This window comes from Bifidobacterium sp. ESL0745 (assembly GCF_029433335.1).
Taxonomy (GTDB): Bacteria; Actinomycetota; Actinomycetes; order Actinomycetales; family Bifidobacteriaceae; genus Bifidobacterium.
On sequence record NZ_JAQTHX010000001.1, the window covers coordinates 178,498 to 197,012 of the forward strand.

Below are 18,515 nucleotides of genomic sequence, written 5' to 3' on the forward strand. Positions count from 1 at the left end.
TCAAGATGTCCAGTAAATTTGGAGGCTTGGCCTGGACACAACGTCGTGTCACTACGTTGGGCGGATTCCTCACTCACCCGAGGAACCCGCCCAACATTTTGTTCAGCTTGCGAGGAATTCGGGGATGGCCTCGGCCGCGTCGAGCCCTTTCTGGTACATCTGTTCAAGTCCTTCCGGGTTCTTGCTCAGGGTGTCCAACCCGCACAGGTCATCCGGAGCGAGAATCAGCACCTTGCCCTCGGCCGCGAGCTTTTCGGCGACCTCCATCTCTTCGTTGTACGTGCGATAGCGGTTCTTAAGCCGTTCCGCGGCGGCGGGGTAGGAGTGTTTCAGCAGCGCTGCAGGTGCCACGTCCCTTTTGGCCTCACGTACGAAATCGCGCTGGTGGGTGAGGATGAGCACGATCCTGTCATAGCCTTCGTCGATTGCCAGCTGCACCGGAATCGGGTCAGCGATGCCACCGTCGAAATAGGGGATGCCGTCGACGACGTAGGGTTCACAGGCCACCGGTACCGCGCTGGACGCCTTCATGACGTCGTAATCGTCCTGATGCACGTCCGACTTGTCGAAATAGCGTGCATAGCCGTTGCGCGCGTCGCAGGCGACCACAGTGAATTCGGTGGGTGAGGCGGCGAAGGCGGGGTAGTCCACCGGATACTCACCATCGGAGTTTGAAAGGGTGCCGTAAATGTAGTCGAGGTTCGCGTAGTTGTGCAGCTTGAAGAAGTTGTTGGCGCTCGCGTATTCGGGGCGGAAGGCATACTGCGTATAGAACTTGTGGGTGCGTCCGCGCTGTCCGGAGATGTAGGAGACCATATTCGCGCTGCCCGCAGAGACACCATAGCATTTGTCGACGGTGATGCCCTTGTCCGTGAGCCGGTCCATTACGCCTGCGCCGAAAATGGAGCGGAAGCCTCCGCCGACATCGATCAAAGCAGTTTTTGTCATCGTCTCACCTTTCTTTTAAGGCCAAAGTCAATCACTTATGATTATCTGAGCATACGTCTGCCTTACGGACATTGTTCAAGCGTCAAGACGCTTGGCGGCAAGGGCGGCCATATGTTCACTGGTATCGGAGTTTTCCAGTGTGACACCGCCCTGCGCATCCGGCGTCGCCAGTTCGTCTGAGGCATCAAGCAGATTGCGCAGGTGGTGGGCGGTGCCCTCGTTGCCGTCGATGATGGCGGTGGAAGCCGGCAGCAGTTCGCGGAAATAGTCGCGATAGAAGACGAAATGCGTGCATCCGAGTACCACGGAGTCGATGGTTTTGAGGTCATAGCCAGCGAAATAACGGTGTAGCGTGCGCATCACGAGGTCGTGGTTCTCTAGCTGGTCGTGTTCCACGATTTCCACCAAATCGGGGCAAGGCTGGCGAAAGATCGTGTTTGTGGCGTTGAAACGGTGCATCAGCGCGGTGAATTTCTTTTCGCGCAATGTCAGCGGCGTCGCGGCGACGATAACGCGTTGGGGCGAGCCATGTCCGCGGTCGCAGGCCACTTTGAGTGCCGGTTCCATGCTGATGATCGGCAGGTCGTAGGTCGCGCGCAAATCGTCGACCGCCGCTGAAGTGGCGGTGTTGCAGGCGATGACGATGGCTTTGACGCCGATGGCGATGAACCGTTCGACGATGGCAAAGGAAAGCCTGCGCACCTCTTCCGGTGTTTTCGTGCCGTACGGTGCATTGGCCGAGTCGCCGAAATAGATGATGCGCTCGTTTGGCATTTCCCTGCGGATTTCCCGCACGACGGAGATGCCGCCCAGCCCCGAATCAAATACGCCTATGGGAGCGTTGCTTGTCATGCCGTCCTCTTTCACCGCAATCCAACGAAGTCTCAATTCAAACTTAGCGACTTTACTTTTCAATGGTAGCGGCTTGAACGAACGTACACACGATACGCAATTCAGGGTGTGCGTAAGTGCAATCGGCTCTGGGCTTGATGGCGATGAGCCGGGTAGCAGGTAGACTTACGTGGTATGAGTCTTCCGCAATTCGTCTATAAAGGGCACGGCACCGGCAACGATTTCGTCATCTACCTCGATCGTACCGGCCAGTTCGAGCCGAGCGCCGAAGAGGTCCGACATGTCTGCGACAGGCATTTTGGCATCGGTGCTGATGGATTGATACGGCTGAGTAAGCCGGAGTTCGTCAGCGATTGCACGGACGAACAAATCGCGCAATGCCACGATGGTGGTGCACAATGGTTTATGGACTATCGCAACGCCGATGGGTCCTTGGCCGAGATGTGCGGCAATGGCACTCGTGTCACTGCGCTTATGGCCCAACGTGCCGGTATCGCCGACGTTCCTGGTGGCGAACCGTTCCAGCTGGGTACGCGGGCCGGCGTCAAGAATTTGCGCTCGTTGGGTGCGCTTGCCCCATATGGCGACGATGTGTTTCAGGTGAGCCTGGGAGCCGGAAAAATCAGCGCTTTGGATACCTATACGGTCACCATTCCCGGTTCTGCCGGTGAGGCTTATGGCACGTTTGTGGATATGGGCAATCCGCATGTCGTCGCCGTGCTTCAGGACGGTAAGGCCACACTGCCGGCGATCGAGGATCTCAATCTTATCGTCAAGCCCGTGGTGTCTCCGGCGATTGAGACCGATCAGAATGTCGAATTCGTGCGTATCGACGAGCGAGACGATGTCAAAGGATTCGGCAAAGCCACCATGCGCGTCAACGAACGTGGTTGTGGGGAAACGCTTTCCTGCGGGACAGGCCTTGGCGCCACTGCTGTGACGTTGAGGGCGAAAACCGGCATCGCGCACTGGGACATCGCGGTGCGTGGCGGATTGCTCAAGGTCGATGTGAGCGCCGACGACGTACGTCTGACCGGTGCCGCCGCCATCGTGGCCAAAGTGGAATTGCTGTAAAGTCGAGCTTTCATAAATGGACGCAAGGTGACCAGTCGAATGGCCCAGCCAAAATGACATAACAAGGAAACCCCGCACCGTTACAATCGTAACGGTGCGGGGTTTCCAATAAGAACAAAGGCGATCAGGAGAAGATCGCGGCGCCTTCCTTGACGAAGATAAGCGCGATGATGGCGAAGATCCAGACGATGTCGACCATCAGGTCGTAACGCATGCGGTAATAGGTGCAAAGCCCCTTGCGGTGTCGCCGTGGTATCTTCTGCACCGTCACCGTCGCGTGCGAAAGCGCCATAAACATCACCGTCGTGGCGAACATCATGGTCATACACCACGGGCAGAGCGCCTTGATGACGAACATGGACTGGCTCATCAGCCAGTAAGCGTAGGAGATGGCGGCGAGTCCGCCCCACCAAGTGGCGATCGGAAACCAGCGGGGCAATCTGACGTTGCAGGCGCCGACAACGGCTACCGTTACGAACACGGCATAGAAGCAGATACCGAAGAACGCGTTCGGGAAGCTCAGTCCGCCGAACTTGATGATTTCGGCCTGCCATGATTCGGCTACCGTCGAACAAGAAAGCACAGAGTTCACGTCGCAGCCCAGGGCCTTGTTGGGGTTTCTTGCCAACTTCAGAGTATCGGCTGCCAACATCAGCGAGGCGAAAAGGCCCACACCGGCACCCAGGCACATCACGCCGTAGTTCCACAGAGGCCCGTGGAAAAACCCTGTGGGTTCACGGTCATCCGTCAAGACAGGGGCTGGCTGATCGCTGACGTCTCTTGGCGCGTTTCCCATGTTCCTCACGGCAGCAACGCTGTGTTTAGTCGCCATGCATATCCCTGCTTTCTTTCCCCTAGCATTCCACCAGCTGTCAGGCGCGTAGGCTTACCATGTACCTATGGCTCGTGACGAATATAACGATTGCGGTCCGGCTTCCGGCTGGGACCTTCACTGTCATACGGTCTTTTCCGATGGTACCAAGACCCCTGCCGAACTTGTCGCCCTTGCAGACGCAAATGGACTGCATGGTGTCGCAATCACAGACCATGATACCACTGCGGGTTGGGATGACGCTCAAAAAGCCGCGCTCAGTCGCGGTTTTCCGTTGCTGCGCGGCAGTGAGATCACCGCGCAGGACGAGCACGTTTCCGTCCACATCCTTGCTTATCAGTATGATCCGCAGAACGAAGGCATCATTACGATGTTCCAAGCCACACGTGAAGCCCGTATCGAACGTGCCAAGCGCATGGTCTCGCGTCTGTCGAAGGATTTTCCCATTACCTGGGACGACGTGCTTCGTCAAACAAAAAAAGGTGAGGAAACGACGGTCGGTAGGCCACATATGGCTGATGCCTTGGTGTCCGCTGGATTCTATCGCACACGTTCACAGGCCTTTGCCGGCGCCATTTCGTCTTCAAGTAAGTATTACATACCGACGCCTTCGCCAACGGCCCTGCAAGTGGTCCAAGTGGTCAAACAGGCCGGGGGAGTGAGTGTCGTCGCACACCCTTCTGATTTGAGCCGCAACAAGGTGTTGCTTTCCGACAGACAGATCGCCCGGTTGGCGCAAGGCGGTCTTGGGGGGCTTGAAGTCTGGCATCGCGGCAATCGGCCCGAAGAACGAGAGCGGCTGCTTGATCTCGCCTGCAGGTTTGATCTTTTGGTCACCGGTGGCTCGGATTGGCACGGCGAGGGAAAACCGAACAAGTTGGGTGAAAACCTCACCTGCGACAGCGTTGTGGCGCAGATTGTACGGCGCGGTGCCATCAAGCTGATTGCCTAGGTCGCTTCGTTTTCACTTGCCTGATTTGACGTTCGTTTTGGGATATGGGATATCTGTCTGATCGATGTTGAGGATTTTACAGTAAAACCCTCAGCTTTTATGCATCACAAAAGACTGAGGGTTAATGAAATATATTACTCTAAAGGCTTAATTGGTTATAGCTGCCGACCTTATTTTAAAGGGCGCCGAAGCCAACGGCGTGCTTGGTCTCCGAACCGACGATGGCATAGCCCAAAGCATCGGTGGGAACCACGATATGGCGATCCTTGTCATCAACCAGATCAATCGGTTCGTGGACCGCTATGGCCTGTGCGATCTTCTTGCTGACTTCATCGGCGCTTTGGTCGGTCGTGAAATTGACCGGACGTGCCACGTTCTGAATTCCGAGTTCGACATCCATGTGCTGCTTCTTTCTGTTGAAACTTGTTCTTAGTGTTTATATTCTGCCCGAACCCAAGTCATTACGCTTTTGGCTAGGATTTCGAGGTTTGTCCACTGCCGAGGTAATGGCCGCATGTGGCATGGAGCTGCCTTTTTGCGACACGGCAACGGTTTTATCGCTTCTGCTCAGTTGGTCGATTGCTCTGTATCGTTCTTTCCTTCTGCTGTCTTGACGGTTATTGAATCATCGGTATTATCGTCATTTTCGGGTATTGAATCGGATGAAGAGGAACAGTCTGACGCTGATTCATCGGCCTGGTCTGAATTCTTTGATTCCTTGGCGGCATCGGATGGTGATATTTGGCCATCTTTCCCGTCGTTTTGAGATTGGATATCCGTCCTGGAGGACGTTGAGATTCGCGTTCGCCGCTCTTGTTTTTCTTCGGCTTCCTCTATTCCCACCCGCGCATCATACAGCGCTTGCTGTTCGCGCTCGAGTTGCGGAATCAGGGACGTTGGCGCCTCGTGATCCACGCCTTCTGTCGGCAAAGCGCCACTGTAGGTATCGTCCTCCTGCGAATATTGGACATGCCAGGAAACCTTCTCTTTCGAAATCTTGACATGCTGCTTGTCGCGTTTGTTCCCAGACTCGAGGTTGTCTTCGTTTTCGGCCGTTTTGCGATCGAAGTCTTTCGCGGCTTCGGTCAGAACCATAGTGGCCGACGACGAAGGGCTGGGCATGTTGGAGTATTGTGGCTCGGATTTTTCGGACCGAGGTCGTCTGTCATCGGTGCGGTCGTCGTCATCGGAATCGTCGGTGTATCCAGGGTTGAAATGCACCGGACGGTCTGCAGTGCTGTCGCTGGCCTCTACGAGCTTGGTGACTTCCGCGGAACCTGTTTTGTCGCTCTCTCCGGTCTCGTCGTCATCGCTCTGCGGGGACGACGAGACCGAATCCTTTGAGTGGTTCGGCGCAACGACCGCTGAAGCCGCCGTTGCCGCTCCTGCGGCTTTGTTGGTCACCACAGTCAGCTGATGCGCCAGATGTTCGACCTGCGCCTTGAATCTGAGTATTTTGGCATTATCGGCCCGCCCCAGCGCCCCGATGAAATCGCCGACCTGCTCCATCTGCAGCCAGAGATTGGCGCGAAGGAGGATGAGGTCGTCGACGCGCGATCCCATCATGCTGCCATAGGCGTTCATCAATGCATTGCGATGGCTTTCATCCAGTTTGGCGAACATCCATGCCAGATCGCGCGCAGGATCGTTGATCTGCATGTCCTGCCAGTTGTTGACGGCAGTGATGGTCGAACCGGTGAAGAGGAAATCGCCATCGGCAAACCCGCCATGGGTCAACGTGGTGGAGAAGGACCACAGGCCGTCGGTTTCGATGATCTTGGCCCAGCTTGTGGTGATGGCCGTCGGTACATGGCCTGCCTGCTGGAGGCGTTTGATCCAGCCGGTAAGCTGGGCGCGTATCTGCCCGGTGGTGAACGCCGGGTATTGTGCCTGCGTGAGGAATTCGGTGCGTTGCCGGTGAATGGCGCCTATGGTTGTGCCCACGCTGGCGGCATCTTGGATAGTCAGCAAATCAAGCTGGCGGGGCTCGCCTTCCATATGCGGGGCCACCAAAACCGAATATTCTTCCGTCTGGCTTTGCTTTCCCGCATGGCTGAACGCCAGTACGCGATCCACCGCAAAACCTAATCCGCTCATCTCGTGAGATTTGGCTAATACATTCGCGGCTCTTACGCGGGCAGCAAGGATCTTTTTGCCCTTGTCCTCGCACGAGGCGAATACGTCGTACTGCCGCCCTGCCGTGTCTTGTACCACGGCACAGCGAATGCCGGCATCGTTGCCGGTGCTGCCGTTACGTTGTACTTCGCGTACCCCGGCCATGGATGTCTCTGGCATGGCGGCTGAGGCAAGTGCCGCCAGCATAAACTTGTTTTGTAGAGTCACATCTTACAGATTAATACATCGTGTGTCCTAGTGTTTCCGCGCTTTGAAGGCGCTTGGCGGACTATCGGGTGCGGCTGGCACAATAGACAAATATGAGTCTAGACGATGCCGAAACGGTGCTTAAGGGACTTGATGACGCCCAACGTGCCGCCGCCACCGCCCTTGACGGGCCGGTGCGTATCATCGCCGGTGCCGGAGCGGGCAAAACGCGCACCGTCACGCGCCGCATCGCCTACGCCAGTGCGTGCGGTGCGTGGGACCCCGGTCGCGTGCTTGCCGTGACGTTTTCCGTGAAAGCCGCCAGTGAGATGAAACAGCGGCTTGCAACACTCGGTGTTGGGGACAAGGTCACGGCGGCCACATTCCATTCCGCGGCGCTGCACCAGTTGCGTCGGGTCTGGTGTGACGTGAGCGTCGCTCCGTTCCCGCATGTCATTGAAGACACACAGGAGATCATGGCACGCGCGCTCAAACGGGTCACCGGGTCCGACCAATATGACGGCATCGCCAGACGCAATCTGCTTGCCGAAATCAACTGGTCGAAGGTTTCGCTGATCGCTCCGGAAGATTACCAGCGCGTGTGCGCAGCCACCCATCGCGTGTCGCCCGCCGAGCTCGATCCGCAACGTTTCGCCGATGTCTACACGGCCTACGAGCAGGAAAAGACCTCACGTGGACAGATGGATTTCAACGATATTCTTTTGCTGGCCTGTCATGTGCTTGAGTCCTACGACGAACAGGCCGCACAAATCCGCCAATCGATCGGCTGGCTCACCGTTGACGAGTACCAGGACGTCTCGCCGCTGCAGCACCGTCTTATGGACCTATGGCTGGGGGACAACCGCAACGTGTGCGTGGTGGGGGACCCGGCGCAGACCATCTATTCGTTTGCAGGGGCATCGAGCTACGATTTGCTGAACTTCGCCGACGAATTTGGCAGTCTCACCGCCGATATCAACCTCAATGTCGATTACCGTTCCACGCCTCAGGTCGTCTCGGCGGCCAACCGTGTGCTCGCCGCTGCTCCCGATCGTGACCACTACCTGCGATTGGTGTCTGCAAGGGAAAAAAACGAAGGCATGCGTGTAGTGAAAACCGCATATGAGGATGATGGTCAGGAAGCTCAGGGCGTAGCCAGGCGCATCGCACAATTTATCGCGGAAGGGGCAAAACCATCGCAATGTGCTATTCTGACACGCCTTAACGCGCAGCAGCAAGTGTTCTGCAAGGCTTTGAAAGCGCAAGGCATTCCTTATCGGACGCGCCGCGATGCTGGTATCGAGGACTCCGTGCTTGAAGACGGCAACGAGGGCAGGCGCGAAGCGTTGCAGATACTGGCCAGCCGCCATGAATCAGGGGTTATGGTTTCTTCGATTCATGCCGCCAAAGGCCTGGAATTCAAACATGTCTTCGTTGTCGGTTGTTCCGAAGGACTGCTGCCGTATGGCTCACCGGCGCCAGGAGATGCGCTGGAGGAAGAGCGACGGCTTTTTTATGTCGCGGTCACGCGTGCCGAGGATTCACTGCATCTTTCCTTTGCGCGCAGCAAGGACGGTGCATCGAGTTTTTCACGCACTCCGAGCCGTTTCTGGTAAATTCAGAGGGATTCCCGTCTAACACAACGAGAATCCACGTTCTTGCTGTGTTATGGGCAGAGCTGAATAAATAAGGCAATGGGAACTGCGGCTCAATACAGTTTTAGAGGTACATCTCCTACGATAATGCCTCTAAAACCGGTAGAACATGGAACGAAGGACCAAGGAAGAGTCGCAACATAGATTTGGAATTCCTCGATTTTGCAATGTTCAAGATCTCTGAATCCGTTTAAGCGTGCGTGACACATGTTTCCCGGCATTGGTGTCACAAATTTGGACGAGGGCCATGATTGCAGTTGACAATTATGCCCCTCGCTCTGTTCGGCGGTCTATATGCCGTCGAACAGGCTCACTTGTTATCGCTGGTTCCCGGTTTTGCCGTCGTCATCAGAATTGTCGCCATCACCCGGTTTTTCCGACTTGTCAGATGGTGATGGACCGTTGCTGTCACCATTATCGCCGTCGTCTTTGCCTGCGGCATTCCCGTCGTTGCCGTTATCGCCTTGGGCATCAAGCAGTTTTTCGAGTTCGGCGTCCCAGTCGATGCCGGGTTTGGAAGTTGGTGAATCGTTGGAATCATGGGAATCAGCGGACGTAGCGGTGATGTTCGCATCAGGGTTTGTGCTACTGTCCGATTCGACGGTTTGCGTCCCGGCGATTTCGGCATTGTCTTTATCGGTATCCGGCAGCTTCGGCAGGAGGTCAGGGTGCGACCACATTCCGTCACGGGCCTTGTCGCCCTGTTCGGCGCCGATCTTCTCCCAGAGATCAGCCGCTTCGCGCATGCGCTTGGGGCGCAGTTCCATTCCCAGAAGGCTTTCGAACGTGCGTTCCGCAGGTCCGCCGACAGCACGCTCGCGACGCACCATTTCACGTAGCTGCTCGATATGCGGGATATGGGCCATACCGGACTTCCACGTCACCGCATCGACCCAGCCTTCCACCAGTGCCAGCAGCGTTTCCAGGCTTTCCAACGCTTCCTTCTGCTCCGGTGTATCGGAAATACCCACTTTGGTCAGGTCCACAGCTCCGGAAATGGAATCGGGGTCCATCGAGGTGGCTTCGCGCAGCTGTTCCTCCATGGCATCCAGATCGATGTTGATGCCACGCGCATACTTGCCGATCAGTGCCTCGAAACGGGGCATCAGCCACGGAACGTGTGCAAAGAGGCGAGCGTGTGCCACTTCCTCAAGCGCCAAAAAGGCAAGCACTTCCGATTGGTCGATTTCCAATGTCTTGGCATATTCGATTGAATTCTGGGCGATGAGTGCGCCTGCCGGATTCTTCTGCAGGGCTATGCCCTGGTCGAAGCTGCCGCGTACTTCGTGCGAAAGCTGGCCCGCTGCATGTCCAAGTTGTGTCGAGAAGGCGGTGTTGCCGAGAATTTTGATGAGATTGGCCGGATCTTTCATATTTTCGGGAATCGGCACGGGAATCGGGCCGGCGAAGACCCCTGCGATCTCGCCGTCACCAAAGGCATCGCCGAACCGTTCCGAAACCACGTTCGAAAGTGCATTGCTCATGGATTGTTCGACCGGGCTGGCGAACTTCGCCCAGGAATCAACGGTCGCGTTGACCCAGTCGGCACGGGTGAAGACCTGAGGTTCGCCGGGGGCCGGGTCGATGTCGCAGGCAGTGTCAAGCCAAAGATTCGCCTCACTCATCGCACGTCGCACGGCTTCGCCCTCCGAGGCGGTCACGGTCTGCTCGCTGCCTTCGTCGTTCGCGATGGCTAGCGCCAACGACGTCGCCAGCCTCACGTTGACTGGCCCCTGGTCCGCGCTCTGCTGCATGTCTCCCATCGTGTTGAGGCCGCTGGAGGCGAATGCGCCCATCAACGCCTTTACTTCTGAGGGTTTGGGCAGCTTGGACGGATCCTGTCCCATGAGCTGGTCCTTGACGGAGTCGGGTAGGGCACTTAGCTGTTGAAAGGCCATGTCGCCCTGAATCTGACCGAAGCAATCGATCAACCATTGGTGAATCGCGTTTTCGTCCATCGGTATCGTCCTTTATCTTAAAAGTTCCTCAAGTAATATACAGACCCTATATTGCTTCCATATTATGGTCTTCCATGGTCTTCTCCACGCTTTCTTACGCTAGCGATGAGATTGCGGGCAAGTCGGGAATAGACGCTGTTTTGTCGGGGTTTGTCACCGTTTTCTTGTGCATTGAGTCTGGGCAAAGCAGCATACTGGTACATTATGGCACGCAGTAATCAGGATCAATCCCATTCCACCAATCAAACGTTGTCGGATTTGCAGGCTGACTGGGGTGGAAAGGATACGTCGTCCCGGGGTCAGAACGATTTCGATCGCATCATCGCCTCGTCTTCATCGTGCACTGGCGTTGTGGCATCAGTGGCGGATGTCGATTCTCGTGATGGTGACCCAGACTTTGTCGAAAGGTCACCAGCCGATCAGATGACGGATTCCCGTTATGGCCAGTCGGGGCCTTGGCAGCGTTTCACCCATTATTTTTCGGGCCGCTCTGTCCGCTATTTTGCCGGATTGATCTGTGCGGTGTTGTGTTTTTTGATTCTTCTTCTTCCCAGCCCCTATGTCATCGAGACGCCAGGTCCCACCCAGGACGTATTGGCAAGCGTGGATGGCAAACCGGTTATCGCCATCAGTGATGCGACTACGCATAAAAGCAAGGGCAAACTCCTGTTGCTCACCGTCAATGCGCAAGGTGTCCCCGGCTCGCCTGCAAATGGTGTCCAGACCCTGATTGCGTGGTTCGATCCGCAGCAACAGGTCATGCCCAGTGAAGCGGTGTTCCCGGTCGGTCAAAGCGCGGGTGATTATAAGAAAACCTCCGCCAAGGAAATGACCGGTTCTCAGGATTCTGCGACCACGGCGTCGCTCGCTTTCGCTCGCAAGCACAAGATCGCAGGGGCGGACAGCGCCAAGGTCAAAATGCACGTCGAAGACATTGGGGGTCCCTCGGCCGGTCTGATGTATGCGCTGGGTGTCATCGACAAGCTCACCACACAGGATGAAACGGGTGGCAAGACGATAGCGGGCACCGGCACCATTGACGACAACGGCAAGATCGGCAAGATCGGCGGCATCCAGTTGAAGATGCTGGGGGCCAAACGCGATGGAGTCACCTATTTTCTGGCTCCGGCCGACAATTGCAGCGAGGTCGTAGGCCATGTGCCCAGCGGTTTGCGTGATGTCAAAGTTTCGACGTTGGATGAGGCCTATCGAGCGTTGGTCGCCATTGGGCAGAACAAGGCCGAAGATCTGCCACATTGCACGGCCTGATAAATCCCCAGCGTGCCCCTGCCTAAGATGTGATCGTCAGGCGTATCATGCTTTTTCAGTTGTCATCGTAAAACCGGCTCACGGTTGGAACATAGCCCGTAAAAGTGAGAATCGTAAGCAGTCACTTGTTTGATATTGCCCGCAATGTGGATATGTCTCGACGTGTCTGCGTGTACTGTTCCCCTATCTTTGCTATATTGGAAGGGTGAATGAAACGGCATCAAAAAACGCTGAAGAGTTCGGTTTCCGCAAGGGCGACATCATCCAGGAATGGTTGTGGGATGACGACGTGAGTGAATCCACTCGTGAGAAAATCATGGATCTGACCGGTCAGGATCTGGTTGACGAGGATTATGATTCTGCTGTTGATGGCGTCATCATCTGGTGGCGAGATGGTGATGATGAAGACGCCTTGGCCGATACCATCATGGACGCCTATGGTGTGATTGGCGAGGATGGCCCTCTTTGGATCCTTACCCCCAAGCCCGGTCGTCCGGGAGCTCCCGCCTCCAACACGGTGCAGTCTGCCGCCAAGACCGCGGGCATGAACGCAGCCACCCCGTTGACGGTTTCCGATGATTGGAACGGCATCCGTCTTCGAGCTTTTGGCAAAGGGCGCTGAAATAGCGGTTTCTGCGCGTTTTCGCTTCGAATCGCGGTAATAAAACGTAAGAACGTCGGAAGACTCCATTAATTTGTCGTTGGTGGAGGCTTTCTCGTTTTATGGCCTGAATGTGTTATTTGGTATTGTTCTTTAGCAGTGTGGCAATGGTTGTTTGCAATGCCCAAGAACAATACCGTTCGGGGACATACAGGCATGCTATGGATCTGGGACTGCAGGGTTTTGCAGATTCATGAAAACGCCTCCGTCGGCAATGAGCCGGTGGAGGCGTTTCACTATCGGATGTCGGTGGCGGCCTAGAGGCCTGGATACAGCGGGAAGTCCTCGGTCAGCTTGGTGACCCGGGCATGCAGCGCTTCTACGTCCGCGTCCTTACCGGCGGCCAGGGCAGTGCCGATGATGTCGGCAACCTCTTCATACTGCGGTGCGGCGAAGCCGCGGGTTGCCAGGGCCGAAGTGCCGATACGCAGGCCGGAAGCCACAGAAGCCGGGCGAGGGTCGAACGGGACGGTGTTGCGGTTGACGGTGATGCCGCATTGGGCCAGCAGGTTCTCACCCGTCAGGCCGTCCATCTCGCTGTTGCGCAAATCGACCATCACCAGATGCACGTCGGTGCCGCCGGTCAGGACGGTGATTCCCCGGGCTTTGACATCGTCGGCGTTGAGGCGGTCGGCAAGAATCTTCGCGCCTTCCAGCGTGCGCTCCATACGATGCTTGAACGCTTCGGTGCCGGCGACCTTGAAAGCCACGGCCTTGGCGGCGATGATATGCATCAGCGGTCCGCCCTGCTGGCCGGGGAAGACGGCGGAATTGATTTTCTTGCCGTATTCCTTCTTGGCCAGGATAAAACCGGAACGCGGCCCACCCAGCGTCTTGTGCGCGGTCGAGGAGACGACGTCGGCGTAGGGGACCGGGCTCGGGTGCAGGCCCGCGGCCACCATGCCGGCGAAGTGGGCCATGTCGACCCAGAATTTCGCACCGACCTCGTCGGCGATCTCCTTCATCGCCTTGAAGTCCTCAATGCGTGGGTAGGCGCTCCAGCCGCCGATAATGAGCTGCGGATGAACCTCGAGTGCACGCTGGCGTACGATTTCCGGATCGATGAGGAAAGTGTCGGGATTCACGCCGTAGGATTCGGCATGGTAGAACTTTCCGGAGAAGTTCATCTTGGTGCCATGGGTCAGATGGCCGCCATGGTCCAGCGCCAGTCCGAGCACGGTGTCGCCCGGCTTGATGAGCGCCTGATAGACGGCAGCGTTGGCTTGCGCGCCGGAATGGGGCTGCACGTTGGCGAATTCCGCTCCGAACAGTTCCTTGGCACGGTTGCGGGCGATGGTCTCGATGCCGTCGACGAACTCGCAGCCGCCGTAATAGCGGCGTCCGGGATAGCCTTCCGCATATTTGTTGGTCAATACAGAACCTTGCGCGTCCAGGACGGCGCGGGGCACGAAGTTTTCGGAAGCGATCATCTCAAGACCGTTCTGCTGGCGTTTGAGTTCGTCTTGGATCAGCGACGAGATTTCGGGGTCCGCTTGTGCGATGGGTGCATTGAACACGTCCGACGAACTCTGCACGATTGCAGGGTTGGATGTGTCGGCTTCATATGGTTCAGCCATTTCGAACTCCTTTAATACTCGTGGACTGCCGCGAATGTGGCAGATTGCTTCCGCCTGGTTTCTCCGTTAAGAAAAATAGGATTTGACGGATTGATGCGGTCAAGAGGATTGTCTCTCTGCCGCACATAGTCATTATGCCAGAAGAATGCCGGAATCTGCCCGATTTGTTCCTTTTTTGGACAAAATCCTATTGCAAGAATTGATAAGCGGTTATAAGTAGTGAGTTTGGGACGGGTGATTTGGCATTTGAGTTTAAAAATATTGAAATAACTGATCTCGGCATCGGAAATATCGAAAGTGACTGCAGTATGCATTGTCAGGTGGGCAATAAGGGATTCGAACCCCTGACATCCACCGTGTAAAGGTGGCGCTCTAACCAACTGAGCTAATTGCCCGTAACTGGGAACAGTTTAGCGCAATGCTTGCCCAGGGAGTGTCGCCAATATTCAAGATGATTTGTTATACAACGGTTGAAAGCGGATACTCTTTTGTTTTACACGAAAGCTTTGCCGTATAAATTGAAGCCGTTAGCGGGCTTTGATGGCGTTGCTTATGGAACAAGGAAAGTAAAGTTTGGACGTGGCTGTAATGCCTTGTAAACAAAGGGATGGGTTTTATTCTGGGTGTTTGAGACTATTTCTTGAAGATATGTCTCAATAGTCGAATTGGCCAAATTCGTCAAGTAATATTAAACTGTGTATGCATAACGTTTGCGATATTTAAGTGAAATTGGAGCACCGCGTCGTAACGGCCACGTATACTGGCATAGTTGCGTAGATCACCTCAGGAGGCAGAACTGATGGCTGAACAGTCCGAGAACAACCAAGACTCGACGGGAATTGAATATGCGGGGAAGCATAAGTGGGGTTATGACGTTGACCAGGTGAATGATTTCCTCGACCGTGCTCATCAGCTGTATGACAGGAATGATGGTGAGCTTACGCAGCAGGATATTCAGAGCGCGGCGTTTACGTTTACCAAGGGTGGATACGTCATCGCCGAAGTGGACGCTGCCTTGGCGCGTCTCGAACATGCAGTGGTGGATAAGGAGACCGCTCGCCAGATCGCAGGGAATGGCAATGTGGCGTGGCAGGCCCGCACCCAGCAGCTGTACAACATGGTGAGCAATCATGCCAGGCGCCACGACGCGGAACGCTTCATGCGTGGTGCCAGGAAGCGTCCCTCATATGACATCAAGCAGGTCGATCGCCTCATCGATCAGATTGTCACCAAGGTTTCGGATGAATTGGGTATCGAATCGATGAGCCGTGACGATGCCAAGGATCTTGCCGATCTCAATTCGAGCAGTGTCGCCAATGTGATCTTCACTCAGCGTAAGGGTGACCGTGGCTATGACGAGCGTCAGGTCGACTATTATCTCGATGCCTGCGTTCAGCTGCTCAGCCGCATCGAGTCCTATGCGCGTATTAGCGATTACAACCAAAAGAACGGTTATGCTGTCGCTCAACCGATGACGGTTCCTGTGGCTGTGCCCCAGTCGGGGCACACTGTTGGTGCTGCAGCCGGTACGGTTCCGGTGAGCCCGTTGATTGATGACGGCGCTGCGACCGCATTGTCGAATTCTGCAATCCCGACTTCTGTACCTCCGGCTCCCGCTTTTGAGCCCGCAAACGCTGCCGCGTCATCGACGTCCTTTGACCCGTTCGGGCAGGGCACCCAGCAGTCGCCGACGACAGAAGCCAGTGTCGCTTCATCTCCGAGCTTCGATTTCAACACGATGACCTCCGGTGCCGCGGCTCCGGTGATTCCGGATATGCCTGCCGGTTCGGGTACTTCAAGCAGTGTCTCCTCGCCGGTTCAAAACGCAACAACCGGGACTGATACCAGTTCCTCGCTGGCCGCTTTGGCGAATATGGCCAATGCCACTCAGGGTTACGTTTCTCAAAGCGAAACCGAAGTGTTCACTCCTCAGGTTCCTGCAATCAATACCCAGACGTCACAGAACACCGGTAATCAAAGCAACGACAACAATGGTTTCACCTCGCCATTGTCCTCTGGCAACGCCGATACCGACATTCCGGATATTTCCTTCCCTGATTTCGGCAGTGCGATTGGTACCGATCAGAAGACCGGTGAGTAATCCTTCAACCAAGGGCTTACGCTGTGCCGTGGGTCGTTTATCATGAGCACTGTGTCAAACCAACTGTCCAACCAAGAATCCTCTGTATACAAGGGGAGGGTTCCGGATTCCGAGATTCGGCATAGCGTCGCGAAGGATTCTTCTGTCGGCAGCAATGCCGATTCGGCTGTGGCGTCCAAAGACAGCGGAAACAAAGCCAATGCTTCTTGGGGTCTCGGACGTCGTCTTTTGGTGACCATTCCGATTTTCATCGTGCTTTTGGGCATTTTGGTCACGGTTTCCAACATGACAAGCGTGCCATGGAAAAGGGATCCGACAGGACAATCGATATCGACGCTTTCACCCAATACTGCCGTCACCTTCGATAACCCGCAAGGCTTGCCGCTTGCCCACCGTGGCAGCTTCAAGGTCTTATCGCGCACCGTTACGTTGGATATCAAGCAGCCTGCCACCGGTGAAATACAGCGCATCAACGTTTTGATTCGCCAGCCTCAGGACATTCCGGGCATGACCCCCAGGCATCCTGGAGTCGTGTTCATGCACGGCGCAGGTTACGGAACCGCTGAAAACAGCTTCGGCGATGCCGCTACCGACCTTTCGTCCGCCGGATTCGTCACCGCCGTACTCGACAAACCGGTCTGGTCGACCAGTGATTTGACGCGGGACTACCCTGGAAGTGCCAAGGCCTACGACCAGGTCGTGCGTTACCTGCGCACGCAACAAAACGTCGATCCGGACAGGATCGGCCTCTATGCGACTTCCGAAAGCACATGGATTTCGCCCTACGTCATCAAATACGACAAGCGCATCGCCTTCCAACTTCTCCTGAGCCCGATGGTTTACGGGCCGAGGCAGTCCTTGGGATTCTTCGTCGGGCAGGACTTCTCGCTGGTCGGGGCGCACAACGGTTACCAATCCATCGTCCGCAGGCTTTTCCATGCCGATACCGACATGATGGGGCTTCACAATCTTGATTTCCCGATGGATCTGCCCGAGGCTTACGCCGTGCCGACCATGGTGGTCTATGGTTCCAAAGACGTCTTGACCGCCCAGGTCGAAGGGCTGGAACACATTCTTTATTCGGCACATCGCGCCGGCAATCAGGACGTGACGGTGCGCAGCTATTCCGTGGCGAACCACGTCCTGCGGCTTGGTGACGAGGCGGACACCGGCACTCCGTTCGCCGACGATTACATCAATGACGTCATCTCCTGGGCCGTGGGCACCACCGCCGGCCTCAAACAGACCAGCGAGCTCGTCGCCGGAACGACCATTCGCCAATCCATCGCCGTGCCGCTGGAACTCAAGGCCGATCGCAATCTCACCGTTTACGGTTCTGTCGTCAACGTCGGCATGGTGATTCTGCTTCTCGCGGCGTTGCTGATGGCGTTGATCGGTTGCGGCATCAAGGCGTTCCGTTTGATTCGCCGTGACCGCAACAAGGTTTTCGGCTTCATGCGCGGATTCGGCGGTGAACTTCTGGCCGTCACCATCACGACGCTGGCGACGTTCGTGCTCTTTGCCGCAGGCTTGGCACAGGTCATCATGGCCGTGGTCAAGCTCGGCTGGGGCGGCGCACCCACGGAGAACCCGGGGATGATGTATTGGAGTTGGCCGGTCATTCAGGTGGTTTCGATTCTCGTGGTATGGGCATGGGCGCGTATTCTCGCCCGATGCATCGAAGTTGCGCAGGTGCGTGGGTTGACGCAGTTCCCGCCTCGCGAAGGCGCGATTCAAGATGTGGTCAGTGGCCGTCAGCCGGTTTTCGCCTCCAAACGTTTCGGCCGCGTCTTCTTCTGGTTGGTCGCCGCTGCGATGTTTAGCGTGCTGCTGTTCTTCGCGTTCTGGGGGCTGTTTATTTTCTAGAACGTTTAGAGGATGATGAGGCATCTGTCGAATCCATCTGAATTGCATATAGGCAAGAGTCGGGATTGCGAATGTGCATAAACGAATTTTCATATTCGGTTTTGTGCATAACCACAAGTGTCTGAAGTATCTGTTTTGAGTTTGTATCGTGGTGCTTTCGTCTTGTGTAATTGAGATATGAAAAATGCGTGCGACAATCTTTTGGTGAATGAAGGATGAGCTTTCGGATTAGAGGGTATCTGAAATTTCACGATAGTTGAGTGACGCACTTAAATTTCTTCTTTCGTCGATGATGATGATGTGTGGGGTGGCTTGTAATGTTTGGGCACGATGGGGTGCTATGGATAACGCTTTTGTTTTTGTTGAGACGATTCAGGGCTGTGAACCTATCATGACAGGCTGATAATTGCTGTTATATGTGTATTCTGGACATTGTCTGTAAATTCTG

The 18,515-nt window shown here is 55.7% G+C and carries 14 protein-coding genes and 1 tRNA gene; 7 read left to right on the plus strand and 8 right to left on the minus strand.

What is annotated here, in order from left to right; genetic code table 11:
* Positions 1–102: 102 nt before the first annotated feature.
* On the minus strand, positions 103–948 hold the full coding sequence (locus PT275_RS00575) for a patatin family protein (RefSeq protein WP_277151333.1): 846 nt from the start codon (positions 946–948) through the stop codon (positions 103–105).
* Between the two features lie 75 nt (positions 949–1,023).
* The gene (gene murI, locus PT275_RS00580; protein ID WP_277151335.1) at positions 1,024–1,800 is read right to left on the minus strand and encodes a glutamate racemase; all 777 of its coding nucleotides are present in this window, start codon (positions 1,798–1,800) and stop codon (positions 1,024–1,026) included.
* 174 nt (positions 1,801–1,974) lie between these two features.
* Here murI and dapF point away from each other — a divergent pair, with 174 nt between their 5' ends.
* On the plus strand, positions 1,975–2,874 hold the full coding sequence (dapF, locus tag PT275_RS00585; RefSeq protein WP_277151337.1) for a diaminopimelate epimerase: 900 nt from the start codon (positions 1,975–1,977) through the stop codon (positions 2,872–2,874).
* 124 nt (positions 2,875–2,998) lie between these two features.
* Here dapF and PT275_RS00590 read toward each other — a convergent pair whose 3' ends face one another.
* Positions 2,999–3,565 (minus strand): vitamin K epoxide reductase family protein, encoded by a 567-nt coding sequence (locus PT275_RS00590; RefSeq protein WP_277153596.1) that lies wholly within the window; start codon positions 3,563–3,565, stop codon positions 2,999–3,001.
* A 208-nt stretch (positions 3,566–3,773) separates the two neighbouring features.
* On the opposite strand from PT275_RS00590, the gene PT275_RS00595 reads away from it, so the two are divergent.
* Positions 3,774–4,658, plus strand: a complete 885-nt coding sequence (locus PT275_RS00595; protein ID WP_277151339.1) for a PHP domain-containing protein — start codon at positions 3,774–3,776, stop codon at positions 4,656–4,658.
* 175 nt (positions 4,659–4,833) lie between these two features.
* Here PT275_RS00595 and PT275_RS00600 read toward each other — a convergent pair whose 3' ends face one another.
* Positions 4,834–5,058, minus strand: coding sequence for a DUF3107 domain-containing protein (locus PT275_RS00600; protein WP_277151341.1), 225 nt, complete (start codon positions 5,056–5,058; stop codon positions 4,834–4,836).
* A gap of 167 nt (positions 5,059–5,225) precedes the next feature.
* Positions 5,226–6,980: a phosphotransferase gene (locus PT275_RS00605; RefSeq protein ID WP_277151344.1), complete on the minus strand. Its 1,755-nt coding sequence runs from the start codon at positions 6,978–6,980 to the stop codon at positions 5,226–5,228.
* Positions 6,981–7,093: 113 nt separating this feature from the next.
* Here PT275_RS00605 and PT275_RS00610 point away from each other — a divergent pair, with 113 nt between their 5' ends.
* Entirely contained in the window at positions 7,094–8,596 is a 1,503-nt protein-coding gene (locus PT275_RS00610) for an ATP-dependent helicase (protein ID WP_277151346.1), read from the plus strand.
* Positions 8,597–8,952: 356 nt separating this feature from the next.
* On the opposite strand, the gene PT275_RS00615 is transcribed toward PT275_RS00610, so the two are convergent.
* A complete protein-coding gene (locus tag PT275_RS00615; RefSeq protein ID WP_277151348.1) occupies positions 8,953–10,593 on the minus strand; it encodes a zinc-dependent metalloprotease in 1,641 nt (546 codons plus the stop codon).
* A 423-nt stretch (positions 10,594–11,016) separates the two neighbouring features.
* On the opposite strand from PT275_RS00615, the gene PT275_RS00620 reads away from it, so the two are divergent.
* Positions 11,017–11,862 carry a S16 family serine protease gene (locus PT275_RS00620; RefSeq protein ID WP_277153597.1) on the plus strand — a complete coding sequence of 282 codons (846 nt, stop codon included), beginning with the start codon at positions 11,017–11,019 and terminating at the stop codon, positions 11,860–11,862.
* 205 nt (positions 11,863–12,067) lie between these two features.
* A complete protein-coding gene (locus tag PT275_RS00625; RefSeq protein ID WP_277151350.1) occupies positions 12,068–12,484 on the plus strand; it encodes a DUF3052 domain-containing protein in 417 nt (138 codons plus the stop codon).
* A gap of 296 nt (positions 12,485–12,780) precedes the next feature.
* Here PT275_RS00625 and glyA read toward each other — a convergent pair whose 3' ends face one another.
* On the minus strand, positions 12,781–14,100 hold the full coding sequence (gene glyA, locus PT275_RS00630; RefSeq protein WP_277151353.1) for a serine hydroxymethyltransferase: 1,320 nt from the start codon (positions 14,098–14,100) through the stop codon (positions 12,781–12,783).
* A gap of 321 nt (positions 14,101–14,421) precedes the next feature.
* A tRNA-Val gene (locus PT275_RS00635) sits at positions 14,422–14,495 on the minus strand.
* Positions 14,496–14,899: 404 nt separating this feature from the next.
* Between PT275_RS00635 and PT275_RS00640 the strand changes: the two genes are divergently transcribed.
* Together PT275_RS00640 and PT275_RS00645 are read left to right on the plus strand one after the other, a co-directional pair.
* Positions 14,900–16,201: a DivIVA domain-containing protein gene (locus PT275_RS00640; protein WP_277151355.1), complete on the plus strand. Its 1,302-nt coding sequence runs from the start codon at positions 14,900–14,902 to the stop codon at positions 16,199–16,201.
* Between the two features lie 228 nt (positions 16,202–16,429).
* The gene (locus PT275_RS00645; protein ID WP_277153598.1) at positions 16,430–18,067 is read left to right on the plus strand and encodes an alpha/beta hydrolase; all 1,638 of its coding nucleotides are present in this window, start codon (positions 16,430–16,432) and stop codon (positions 18,065–18,067) included.
* Positions 18,068–18,515 lie beyond the last annotated feature (448 nt).

Coding starts and splice junctions, on each gene's coding strand:
- PT275_RS00575 (WP_277151333.1), bottom strand. CDS start 948: ATGACAAAAACTGCTTTGATCGATGTCGGCGGAGGCTTCCGCTCCATT.
- PT275_RS00610 (WP_277151346.1), top strand. CDS start 7,094: ATGAGTCTAGACGATGCCGAAACGGTGCTTAAGGGACTTGATGACGCC.
- glyA (WP_277151353.1), bottom strand. CDS start 14,100: ATGGCTGAACCATATGAAGCCGACACATCCAACCCTGCAATCGTGCAG.
- PT275_RS00590 (WP_277153596.1), bottom strand. CDS start 3,565: ATGTGCCTGGGTGCCGGTGTGGGCCTTTTCGCCTCGCTGATGTTGGCA.
- PT275_RS00600 (WP_277151341.1), bottom strand. CDS start 5,058: ATGGATGTCGAACTCGGAATTCAGAACGTGGCACGTCCGGTCAATTTC.
- PT275_RS00620 (WP_277153597.1), top strand. CDS start 11,017: ATGACGGATTCCCGTTATGGCCAGTCGGGGCCTTGGCAGCGTTTCACC.
- PT275_RS00615 (WP_277151348.1), bottom strand. CDS start 10,593: ATGGACGAAAACGCGATTCACCAATGGTTGATCGATTGCTTCGGTCAG.
- PT275_RS00605 (WP_277151344.1), bottom strand. CDS start 6,980: ATGCTGGCGGCACTTGCCTCAGCCGCCATGCCAGAGACATCCATGGCC.
- dapF (WP_277151337.1), top strand. CDS start 1,975: ATGAGTCTTCCGCAATTCGTCTATAAAGGGCACGGCACCGGCAACGAT.
- murI (WP_277151335.1), bottom strand. CDS start 1,800: ATGACAAGCAACGCTCCCATAGGCGTATTTGATTCGGGGCTGGGCGGC.
- PT275_RS00595 (WP_277151339.1), top strand. CDS start 3,774: ATGGCTCGTGACGAATATAACGATTGCGGTCCGGCTTCCGGCTGGGAC.
- PT275_RS00640 (WP_277151355.1), top strand. CDS start 14,900: ATGGCTGAACAGTCCGAGAACAACCAAGACTCGACGGGAATTGAATAT.